The sequence below is a fragment of the Micromonospora sp. ALFpr18c genome (genome assembly GCF_008868155.1).
GTDB lineage: Bacteria > Actinomycetota > Actinomycetes > Mycobacteriales > Micromonosporaceae > Micromonospora.
In genome coordinates, this window is the sequence record NZ_WBKR01000212.1 from 1 (window position 1) to 10,681 (window position 10,681).

Genomic DNA, 10,681 nt, shown 5'->3' on the forward strand with positions numbered 1-10,681 from the left:
TCCGGGGCGGGGAGCGCCGGCGCGCGGCATGTCGTCGCTCCACTGTGGTACGAGTTCGGTGGCGCCGAACCCACGGAGCACGCCAGTGGCGGCGCGGGTCACCGGTGTCGGCACGACATGTGCGGCGTTCAGCCCCACTCGGACGCCTGCGACGGCGGCCTTCCAGTGCCGCGCGGTGCTGCGGGCGGTGCGCTGGGCGAAGGGGCTGTGCCGCTCGGCGCGCAGCCGCTTCATCGCCGCGCCGGTGTCGATGCCGACCGGGCAGGCGGTGACGCACAGGCTGTCGGCGGCACAGCTGTCCACCGCGGCGTACTCGTAGTCGGTGGTCAGCTCCCGGCGGCGCTCCTCGTCGCCGGCCGCGGTGGCGAGGGCGATCTGCCGTTGCAGGACGATGCGCTGCCGGGGGGTGGTGGTGACGTCGGCGGTGGGGCAGACCGGCTCGCAGTAGCCACACTCGACGCAGGAGTCCAGCTCGGGGTCGACCGTCGGGACGGCCTTGAGCTGCCGCAGGTGCACGGTCGGGTCGTCGTTGAGCAGTACGCCGGGGTTGAGCAGGCCGCTCGGATCGCACAACCGCTTGAGTTCGCGCATCACGTCGTACAGTTCGTCGCCGTACTGGCGGCGGACGAAGGGGGCCATCGCCCGGCCGGTGCCGTGCTCCGCCTTGAGTGTTCCGCCCTCGGCCAGCACGAGGTCGACCATGTCATCGGTGAACCGGGCGTAGCGGTCGATCTCGGCCGGTGTGTCGAAGGACTGGGTCAGCATGAAGTGCAGGTTGCCGTCGCGGGCGTGTCCGAAGATCACCGCGTCCGGGTAGCCGTGCCGGTCGAACAGGCGGATCAGCCCGTCGCAGGTGCCGGTCAGGCGCGGCATCGGCACCGCGATGTCCTCCAGCAGCGCCGTGGTGCCGGGCGGGCGGGCGCCGGCGACCGCGGTGTACAGGCCCTTGCGCAGGTGCCACAGTGCGGCCCGTTCGCGCGGGTCGTGGGTCAGCTCGGTGCCGGTGACGGCGGGCAGCCGGTCGAGCACGTGCCGGGCGTCGGCCAGCGTCTCGGCCAGCCGCTCCGCGCTGTCCTCGGCGAACTCCACCAGCAGCGCGGCGTGCCCGGTGACCGTCAGCCCGCGCAGGGCCGGGCTCGCGTCCGGGTCGCGCTGGCTGACCCGCAGCGCGGCCGCGTCGAGCAACTCGGCGGTACGGGCGCCGGCGGCGAGCAGGGCGGGCAACGCGTCGGTGGCGGCGCTGAGGCCGGGCAGGATCAGCAGGCCGGTGGCGGCGTGCTGGTGGATCTCGACGGTACGGAAGACGGCCTCGGCCACGAAGCCGAGCGTGCCCTCGCTGCCGATCATCAGGTGGGCCAGCATCTCGACCGGGCTGTCGTGGTCGAGCAGCGAGTTCAGCCCGTACCCCATGGTGTTCTTCATGGCGAACAGCCGCTCGATGGTGGCGCGCGACAGCGGTGTGGAGCGCACCCGGTCGCGCAGCCGCAGCAGCCCGGCGTGCAGCTCGGGCTCGTCGGCCCGCAGCCGGTCGTCGGCGTCGCGCGCGCCGGAGTCGACGACGGTGCCGGACGGGAGGACGAAGCGCAGCGACTCCATCGTGCGATACGCGTTGTCGGTGGTGCCGCAGGTCATCCCGCTGGAGTTGTTGGCCACCATGCCACCCACCGTGCAGGCGGCCTCGCTGGCCGGATCCGGGCCGAGCCGGCGTCGGTAGCGGGCCAGCCGGGCGTTGGCCTGCCGGATGGTCAGGCCGGGCTGGAGCCGGATGCGGCGGCCGTCGTCGAGCACCTCGGCGTGCCGCCAGTCGGTGCGGACGTCGACGAGCACGCCCGCGCCGCCGGCCTGCCCGGCGAGGCTGGTGCCGCCGCCGCGCAGGGTCAGCGGTACGCCGGCCTCCCGGGCGCCGGCCATCAGCGCCCCCACCTCGGCGGCCGAGGTGGCGCGGACCAGGGCCTGCGGCTCGAACAGGTACGGCGAGGCGTCGTGTGCCGCCGCCAGCCTGCGGGGCAGCTCGGTGCTGGCCCGGGTCGGATCGTCGAGGCGTGCGCGCAGCAGCTCGGCGACCTCGCGGGCGCGGACGCCGGCCGCGGTCGGCGTGGGTACTCCTACGACGGGTCTCATGGGCGGGTCCTCCCGAACGGGGCGGTCAGTAGGCGACGATCAACCGGTCGGGGGTGGTGTCGACCGGCGGCGGCAGCCGCAGCGGCTGGCGGCCGGGGGTGATGCTGCCCAGCACGGAGGGGTGCCGCGCGCCGGTGCCCGACGGCAGGGTGCCCGGCAGCCCGTGCACGGTCAGGTAGCCCAGCAGCGCGAAGGCCAGTGCCTCCTTGGCGTCGGACGCGACACCCACCTCGTCGCTGGACGACAGGTCGACGCCCGGCAGCTCGTCGGCGATCATGCGCATCAGCGTCGGGTTGTGGGCGCCGCCGCCGGAGACGACGAGCCGGGTGACGCCGTGGTCGTGGCAGGCGCCGGCCACCGTGACCGCCGTCAGCCGGGTCAGCGTGGCCAGCACGTCCTGCGGGTCCGGCGTGGGCGCGTCGGCGAGGGCGGCGAGCAGGTAGGGAAGGTGGAACAACTCCTTCCCGGTGCTCTTCGGGCCGGGCAGCCGGTAGTACGGCTCGTCGAGCAGCCGCCGCAGCAGTGCCGGGTTCACCTGCCCGGCGGCCGCCCCGCGCCCGTCCCGGTCGTACTCCTCGGTGCCCCCGCTGAAGTGGCGTACGGCGGCGTCGAGCAGCGCGTTGGCCGGCCCGGTGTCGAACGCGAGAGCGTCCGCGTCCGGCGCGACGACGGTGATGTTGGCGATGCCGCCCAGGTTCAGAGCGGCCGGCACACCGGGCAGCCCCCGCAGCAGCAGCGCGTCGAACAGGGCGACCAGCGGGGCACCCTGGCCGCCGGCGGCGACGTCGCGGCTGCGCAGGTCGGCCACCACCGGAAGGCCGGTGGCCTCCGCGATCCAGGCCGGCTGACCGAGCTGGAGAGTGCCCCGGACGGCACCACCCTCGACCCAGTGGTGCACGGTCTGGCCGTGCGAGACCACCAGGTCGGCGTTGCCGTCGCACAGCTCGGCGAGGGCCCGCCCGCCGGCCTCGGCGAAGGACTGGCCGATGCCGGTGTCCAGCACGCAGATCGCCTCGGTGCTGGTGGGCGCGGGCGGCAGGGCGGCGGCGATCTGCGCGCGCAGCCGATCGGGGTACGGGTGGCTGAGCCGGCCCAGCGGTCGCATCCGCAGGGCGTCGCCGCTCAGGTCGAACTCGGCCGCGGCGGCTTCGATGCCGTCGTAGGAGGTCCCGGACATCAGGCCGATCACGCGCATCATGTCCTCCTTCACGCCCGGCCGGCGGACGTTGCCGCCGGATCATCGGCCTCGTCGGTGCGCCGGTGGTCGTACGGCGTCTCGGGGGCCGGGTGGAACCGGCTCGCCACCGCGCCGACGATCAGGGTGATCAGGACTCCGATCGGCACCAGCCACTGCGCGGCGATGGCGGTGGGGACGGTGGTCCCGGCCGTCGTGACGTCGATCTTGACATAGCGGACGATGTAGGTCATCACCACCACGGTGACGAGGAAGGCGATCACCGCGTCGACCTGGTTGGCGCGCTTCACGAGGCGGCCGAGCAGGAAGGCACCGAGCAGCGCCCCGTAGGTGTAGCCCGCGATGGTCAGGCCGGTCAGGTAGACGTTGCCGGTGCTCGAGCTGAACGCGCAGGCGAAGATCGCCATCAGCACCGCCCAGACCAGGGTCATCACCCGGGCGAGGCGCAGCATCACGTCATCCGACGGCACCGTCCGGAAGAAGCTGTGGATGAAGTCGGCGACGGTGGAGTTCGACATCGAGTTCAGCGCCGACGACAGCGAACCCATCGCGGCGCCGAGGATGCCGGCCACCAGCAGACCGGAGATGCCCACCGGCAGGGCGTGCAGGATGAAGCTCGGGTAGAGGTTGTCGCTGCTGTTCAGGCCGAGCTCCTTGAAGGTCTGACCCTTGTTGTACGACCACAGCAGGGCGCCGACCAGGGAGAACGCCGCGAACTGGATCACCACGAAGATGCCCGAGGAGATCATCGCCTGCTGGCCCTCGCGCAGCGTGCGGGTGGACAGGATGCGCTGGACGATCAGCTGGTCCGAGCCGTGGCTGGCCATCGCGAAGATCGCACCGCCGATGATCGCGGTCGGCAGGGCGAACGGGCTGGTGAGCACGTGCGCGAGGTCGACGTTGGTGTCGAAGAGCTGGAACTTGCCGGCGTCCAGCGCCTGCGAGTAGCCGTCGAAGCCGACGGCGTGGCTGAGCACCGCGATGGCGAGGATCGCCCCGCCGAGGTAGAGCCCCATCTGGATGGCGTCGGTCCAGATGACCGCCTTGATGCCACCGAGGTAGGTGTAGACCACCGTGATCAGGGTCAGGACGATGATGATGGCCTGGTATCCGACATTCAGCCCGAACTCGTCGAGCAGCAGCTTGATGGGGATGGCCGAGGCGAACAGCCGTACGCCCTCGGCGAGCAGGCGGGTGAAGACGAACGTCACCGACGCCAGACCCTGAAGTTTCAGGCCGAACCGCTCACCGAGGTACTGGTAGGCGCTGACGAAGCCGCCCCGCTTGTAGAGCGGGATGAGCACCGCCGCCACGATGACGCGTCCGATGACGTAGCCCAGGGCCAGCTCGACGTTGCCGAACCCCTGACCGCTGTAGGCGCCGCCGGGCACGCTGATCACGGTCAGGACGCTGGTCTCGGTGGCGACCACGGAGAACGAGACGGTCCACCACGGCAACCGGCCCTCGCCCACGAAGTAGTCCTTGGAGGATTTCTGCCTGCCGGACAGGCGCAGTCCGACGAAGGCGATCACCACGAGGTACAGCACGATCACGACAAGGTCGAGTTGACGCACGGCTCACTCCCCACCAGTGGGTTGTCAATAAGTGACGTTGGCCCACACTAACGCGAAACTTTTTGCCAGCACCCGCCTGGGTTGGTTACGCTGTGGTTTCAGCTTGCTGATAGGGGACGCGCTGGCCCAGCAGGACGCGCCCGGGCGGCACGCGACAGCTGAACAGCAGCGAGAGGAACGAGCACCGGATGGACCTCAGCACCCTCGGCACCGAGACCCGCAACGACAAGACCACCGACCTCGACCGGATGTCCCCCACCGAGCTGCTCCTCGCGATGAACGACGAGGACCGTTCGGTCGCGGACGCCGTCCGCCGGGCCGTGTCGGACATCGCGGCCGCCGTCGACGTCGTCGTGGCGTCGCTGCGCCAGGGCGGCCGGCTGATCTACGTCGGCGCGGGCACCAGCGGCCGGATCGGCATGCTCGACGCCGTCGAGATCCCACCCACCTTCGGTACGCGGCCCGACCGGGTCATCGGCCTGCTCGCCGGCGGGGCGGGCGCCTTCGGTGTCGCCGTTGAGGGCGCCGAGGACGACCCGGCCGGCGCCGTCGCCGACCTCGACGCGATCGGCCTGACCGCCCGCGACACGGTGGTCGGGCTCGCCGCCAGCGGCCGTACCCCGTACGTGGTCGGCGGGCTGGCGCACGCCCGCTCGCGCGGGGCGACGACCGTCTCCGTCGCCTGCAACTCCGACGCGGTGATCAGCCGGTACGCCGACGTCGCCATCGAGGTGCCCACCGGCCCCGAGGTCCTCACCGGCTCCACCCGGCTCAAGGCCGGGACCGCCGAGAAGCTCGTCTGCAACATGCTCTCGACCGCCACCATGGCCCGACTCGGCAAGGTCTACGGCAATCTGATGGTGGACATGAACGCCACCAACGAGAAGCTCGTCGACCGGGCGCGCCGGATCGTCGCCGAGGCCGCCGACACCGATCTCGACACCGCCGCGCGGGCGCTCTCGGCGGCGCACGGGCACGCCAAGACGGCCATCGTGCTGCTGCTCGCGAACTGCACCGCCGAGGAGGCCGCGGCACGGCTGCGCGACGCCGCCGACGACGTCCGGGCGGCCGTCGCGGCCTGACCCACGGTGGCGGGACCGCCCCACGCGGCCACCGGTCGCCCTGGCGCATCGACGGTTGTGCGTGCACCGCACCCGTACGGTGGGCGGATGGACACGTGCCGGATGAGGCGGTTGTCGCTGAACCACGGACCGTCCGTCTTCTGGGACGCGGGCACGGCGGTGCCGGACGGCGCCCGGCGCTCCGGCGAGTGGCTGGAGGCGCCCGCCGACCGCGACACCCGACAACGGTGGCAGCGGGCGGCGGAAGCCTGCGTCACCGAGGTGGCGGCGGCGGTCGGCGAGCGTGACACGGCGTGGTCAGTGCCAGTCGGCCGGTCCAGAGTGGTCTTGGGCCGGTCCTCGGCGAGGTGGAGCAGGCCGGCGATAGGCCGTCTCCCGTCCGGCAGGCCCGTGGCGGGCCCGCCGGACGGGAGGTCGCCGGGACTACGCGCGGCCGACCAGCGCGATCGACTGGTCTGCGGCCGGCGCCGAGGAGGCCGGGTTCTGGCTGGTGACCAGCATTTCGTCGATCACCACGTGCGGCTCGATGTCGCCCGTCATGCCCGTCCCCGCCGCGTCGTCGTCCCTCAGCCCTTCCAGACCGTCTTCAGATTGCAGAACTCCCTGATCCCTGCGTAGGTGAGTTCCCGCCCGTACCCCGAATTCTTGACACCGCCGAACGGCAACTCGGGGAAGGATTCGGTCATGCCGTTGAGGAAGACCATGCCGGCGTCCAGGTTGTGGACGAACCACCCCTGCTCCTCGGCATCGCCGGACCACACCGCCGAACTGAGGCCGAACGTGGTCTGGTTGGCGACCGCGGCGGCCTCCGCCCGATCGGCCACCCGGTACACCGACGCGACCGGGCCGAACGCCTCCTCGGAGACGATCCGCATGTCGTCGGTGAGACCGGCCAGCACGGTGGGCCGGTAGTACCAGCCGGGCCCGGGCGGCACGGAGCCACCGACGAGCACCTCCGCGCCCTTGGCGACCGCGTCGTCGACCAGCTCGGCGAGGTCGTGGCGCCCCGCCTCGGTGGCCAGCGGGCCGACGTCCGTACCGTCGTCCATCGGATCGCCGACGACCAGCTTGCCCATCTTGGCCACGAACTGGCGGACGAACTCGTCGTAGATGTCGTCGTGCACGATGAAACGCTTGGCCGCGACGCACGACTGACCGTTGTTCTGCACACGGGCCCGCACGGCAGTCGTCGAGGCCGCGTCCAGGTCGGCGCTCGGCATCACGATGAACGGGTCAGAGCCACCCAGCTCCAGCACCGTCCGCTTGAGATGCTGTCCCGCGATCGCGGCGACCGACCGGCCGGCCGGCTCCGACCCGGTCAGGGTGACCGCCCGGACCCGGTCGTCCGTGATGACCGGCTCGATGTCCTTCGACGAGATCAGCAGCGTCCGGAAGGAACCGGACGGGAAGCCACCCTTCTCGAAGAGCGTGTCGAGGTAGAGCGCGGCCTGGGGGACGTTGGAGGCGTGCTTGAGCAGCCCCGCGTTGCCCGCCATGAGCGCGGGCGCGGCAAAGCGCATCACCTGCCACAGGGGGAAGTTCCACGGCATCACGGCAAGTACCACGCCGAGCGGCTGCCACACCGTCCAGGCCTGGCGGGCGTGCACGGCTCCCGGGTCGTCCAGCGGCTCGGCGGCGAGGAACTTCTCCGCGTTACGTGCGTAGAACCGCATGCCGTGCACGCACTTGTTGGCCTCGGCGACGGCCTGCGACAGTGGCTTGCCCATCTCCAGGGTGAGCATGCGGGCCACGTCCGAGATCTCGGACGTGAGAACGTCGGCCGCGGCGTTCATCCAGGTTGCCCGCTGCGCGAAGCTGGTGGAGCGCAGCGTTGCCGCCGCGTCGGCGGCCTGGGCGATCCGCCGCAGCACCTCCTCCCGCGGGTGCGCCTCGAAGGTCCGCAGGGTCTCGCCGGTAGCCGGGTTGATGGTTGCGATCGGCATCGGGGCCCCCTAGTCGAAAACGACGACCTGGCGGCCGACCACGTCTCCGCGGCCCAGCGCCTCCAGGTTCTCGTTGATGTCGTCGAGCTTCACCGTGGTGATGGTGTGCTTGATCCGGCCGGCCGCACCGAGCGCGAGGACCTCGGTAAGGTCATTGTAATTACCCCAGAATGATCCGAAGTAGGACAGCTCGGTCCCGACGATCACATTCAACGGCACCTCGACCTTGGTGCCCATCAGGCCGACCGAGGCGACCGCGCCCTCCGGTTCGAGGATCGAGAAGTCGAGGGCGATCGATTCCACGGCACCGGCGCAGTCCAGGATGGCGTCAACCGTCCGGCGACCGGTCGCCGCCTCGATCTCGTCCTGCACCTGCTCGGCCGTCTTGTCGCGGGTGTTGACGGTGTGGTCGGCCCCGTTTTCCCGGGCCACCGTGAGCTTGTCGTCGGTGCGGGAGAAGGCGACCACCGTCGCGCCAGCACCGAGCAGTTTGGCGTACTGGACGGCGTAACTGCCGAGCCCGCCGATGCCGGCCACCACCACTGTCCGGCCCGGACCCAGCTTCCCGGCCGCCGCCAGCTTCTTGATCCCACGGTACGGGGTCAGGCCGGCGTCGGTCAGCGGCGCGAAGTTCTCCGGCTTCTGGTCACCGGGGTCCACCGTGATCAGGTGGCGGTACGGCACTGCGACGTACTCGGCGAAGCCGCCGGGCGGGCCGAACCCGGGCCACGAGCCGGTCCCACTGCAGAGCTGCTCGTTGCCCTCGTGGCACTGTCGACAGGTGCCGTCACCCCAACCCGGGTTGACCACGACCAGATCGCCGTCGGAGAGCCCGGCCGATCTCGGCACGGCGGAACCCACCCCGGCCACGTGTCCGGCGATCTCGTGTCCCGGGATGGCCGGGAACTTCATTGGCGCGGCCATCTTGAAGTAGCCATGGATGAGCTGGTAATCGCTGCGGCACATGCCCGTCGCGGCAACCTTCACCAGAACCTCGTCGGCACTGATGTCCGGTACCGGGACCTCTTCCAGCCGCCACGGTTCGTTGTAGCCGTACATTCGAGCCGCTCGCATCTTCATCTCGTTCTCCTAGCCTCTGGGATCGGTCCAGTCGGCCGATCGTATGACTCCATAGTGGACGAACAGTGGATCGGTTCAGCGCCAGCGAAGGGCTTTCCGCTCGGATGGGACGTTGTCCGGAGGCCGGCGCTCGGAACGGCAGCGAGCCGCTCTGCCCCTTGCTCATGCGGTCGATCCGGGCGGTGGCCGCAGACACCGACCTACGGTCCGACGCCACCGAGGCGGTCGGCTCCACCCCGCTCCGGTGCGGACGGTCGCTACCCACCGCCCGCCGCTCAGGGCTAGAGGCGGTGGAGGTCTCTGGTCAGCCGGTAGGTGACATCCCACTGCGCCTGGTCGCCGGTGGGTCGGGGGAAACCGCCGTGCCGGAAGACCCAGTTCAGGTAGGCCACGAGGGGCATACCGGCCTCGCCCACGAAGTGCGCGTCGGCGCATGAGTCGGGAAGGACGATGCCGTAGGGGCCACCGCCGCTGACGTTGTCCTTGTGGAACTGGTCGGGCGCGACGGGCAGAAGGAACGGCTCGTCCTGGTCGTCCTGCCACGCCTTGATCTCGCCCGCGAAGTACTCACGGATGTCGCTGTCCGGGTATCGGGTACCTGCCAGCTCCAACACGAGCGGGTCGGCCGCCGCCGAGCTGGGCCACTGCGGGTGCGTTCCGACCAGCCACACGTCGCCCACGATGCGGATCCACGACGACAGGACCATCGGGAGAGGGCCGACCCGCTGTTCCAACCAGTGCAGGTGCTCCTCCGCCTCCGGACCGGGCGGGGCGTACGGCTCGGTCGGAGTCTGGTCGTCGTCGTTCTCGTGGAATCGGTAGCTCTGCTCGCGCAGTCGCGCGACAAGTGTCTCGATGTTGCTTCGGGCTCGGCGGGCCATCTCGTCGCACACCGCCTGTGCCTGCGCGGCGAAGGCGGGCTCACGCACGCGGCCGCCAAGCTGCCGCATCTCATGCCAGACCTGCCGGTGGTCGCCTGCGACGTAGCGGTTCATCCAGTCCGGGCGCTCGGTCATCATGATCATGATGCCGTGGATGTTGGTGCGGGGCAACGGTTCGCGTGACGTCCCGGCTTCCGGGCGGTCAGGTCGCGGCACCCGCACGGGCACCTGGTCGACGAGGCGCCCCGTCCGCGGCGGACGGGGCGCCTCGTCGTGCCGGTCGAATCATCTGCCCGGAGTCGGCCGGTCCTCGTCGGCCGTCGACGCCGGGGTGGTGGCCACCTCGATGCGAGGTGACCGATCCGGGGGCAGGTGGGCGAAGTCGGCGATCACGACCACGTCCACCTCCCCGTCGATCATTCTCTGCTCGACGGTCTCCCACGGCGCCCGGATGATCCCTTTGAATCGGTAGGCGTGCCGTCGAAGGTGCGTGAGGCAGACCGCGACGGCGGGTTCCGACGGCTCGATGTCGGCGGGGATCCAGATAACGGCTATCTCCATGATCTCTCCTGATCAACGTCGTGGACGCGGGTCGGTGATCAGGAGCTGCCGTGGCGGTGGAGGACCCCGCTCCACGGGCCGGCTGACTGCGCTCATCTCGACGGTGCCGACCGCGAACCCCCGGCAGGGCGGCGAGACACGTGGTGGTCCTTGCGCTGTCGACGTCGGTGGATCGACGCCGCCGGTGCCGGTGCCGCCGTGTGCGGACGCGAGCGCCAGCACGAACGCCGGTAGACCCGACACG

General features: G+C 71.0%; 9 protein-coding genes. 1 reads left to right on the forward strand and 8 read right to left on the reverse strand.

From position 1 onward, the window contains the following. The 3 genes from F8271_RS26785 to F8271_RS26795 all read right to left on the reverse strand — a co-directional run. Nucleotides 1-2,121 (reverse strand): FAD-binding and (Fe-S)-binding domain-containing protein (locus F8271_RS26785; RefSeq protein WP_151492634.1); only part of this gene is annotated, 2,121 nt, incomplete at its 3' end. 25 nt (nucleotides 2,122-2,146) lie between these two features. Beyond that, nucleotides 2,147-3,316: an anhydro-N-acetylmuramic acid kinase gene (locus F8271_RS26790; protein ID WP_151492635.1), complete on the reverse strand. Its 1,170-nt coding sequence runs from the start codon at nucleotides 3,314-3,316 to the stop codon at nucleotides 2,147-2,149. An 11-nt stretch (nucleotides 3,317-3,327) separates the two neighbouring features. Continuing rightward, entirely contained in the window at nucleotides 3,328-4,890 is a 1,563-nt protein-coding gene (locus tag F8271_RS26795; RefSeq protein WP_151492636.1) for a sodium:solute symporter, read from the reverse strand. A 188-nt stretch (nucleotides 4,891-5,078) separates the two neighbouring features. Between F8271_RS26795 and murQ the strand changes: the two genes are divergently transcribed. After that, the gene (murQ, locus tag F8271_RS26800; protein WP_151492637.1) at nucleotides 5,079-5,972 is read left to right on the forward strand and encodes an N-acetylmuramic acid 6-phosphate etherase; all 894 of its coding nucleotides are present in this window, start codon (nucleotides 5,079-5,081) and stop codon (nucleotides 5,970-5,972) included. A gap of 566 nt (nucleotides 5,973-6,538) precedes the next feature. Here murQ and F8271_RS26810 read toward each other — a convergent pair. The 5 genes from F8271_RS26810 to F8271_RS33440 all read right to left on the reverse strand — a co-directional run. Beyond that, entirely contained in the window at nucleotides 6,539-7,915 is a 1,377-nt protein-coding gene (locus F8271_RS26810; protein ID WP_151492638.1) for an NADP-dependent succinic semialdehyde dehydrogenase, read from the reverse strand. Between the two features lie 9 nt (nucleotides 7,916-7,924). Beyond that, nucleotides 7,925-8,995 (reverse strand): NAD(P)-dependent alcohol dehydrogenase, encoded by a 1,071-nt coding sequence (locus tag F8271_RS26815; protein ID WP_151492639.1) that lies wholly within the window; start codon nucleotides 8,993-8,995, stop codon nucleotides 7,925-7,927. 281 nt (nucleotides 8,996-9,276) lie between these two features. After that, a complete protein-coding gene (locus tag F8271_RS26820) occupies nucleotides 9,277-10,011 on the reverse strand; it encodes a hypothetical protein (RefSeq protein ID WP_151492640.1) in 735 nt (244 codons plus the stop codon). Between the two features lie 150 nt (nucleotides 10,012-10,161). Continuing rightward, nucleotides 10,162-10,437, reverse strand: a complete 276-nt coding sequence (locus F8271_RS26825) for a hypothetical protein (protein ID WP_151492641.1) — start codon at nucleotides 10,435-10,437, stop codon at nucleotides 10,162-10,164. A 12-nt stretch (nucleotides 10,438-10,449) separates the two neighbouring features. Continuing rightward, the coding region (locus tag F8271_RS33440; RefSeq protein WP_225854782.1) for a hypothetical protein at nucleotides 10,450-10,681 on the reverse strand (232 nt) is incomplete at its 5' end.

Coding starts and splice junctions, on each gene's coding strand:
- F8271_RS26790 (WP_151492635.1), bottom strand. CDS start 3,316: ATGCGCGTGATCGGCCTGATGTCCGGGACCTCCTACGACGGCATCGAA.
- murQ (WP_151492637.1), top strand. CDS start 5,079: ATGGACCTCAGCACCCTCGGCACCGAGACCCGCAACGACAAGACCACC.
- F8271_RS26810 (WP_151492638.1), bottom strand. CDS start 7,915: ATGCCGATCGCAACCATCAACCCGGCTACCGGCGAGACCCTGCGGACC.
- F8271_RS26815 (WP_151492639.1), bottom strand. CDS start 8,995: ATGAAGATGCGAGCGGCTCGAATGTACGGCTACAACGAACCGTGGCGG.
- F8271_RS26820 (WP_151492640.1), bottom strand. CDS start 10,011: ATGACCGAGCGCCCGGACTGGATGAACCGCTACGTCGCAGGCGACCAC.
- F8271_RS26825 (WP_151492641.1), bottom strand. CDS start 10,437: ATGGAGATAGCCGTTATCTGGATCCCCGCCGACATCGAGCCGTCGGAA.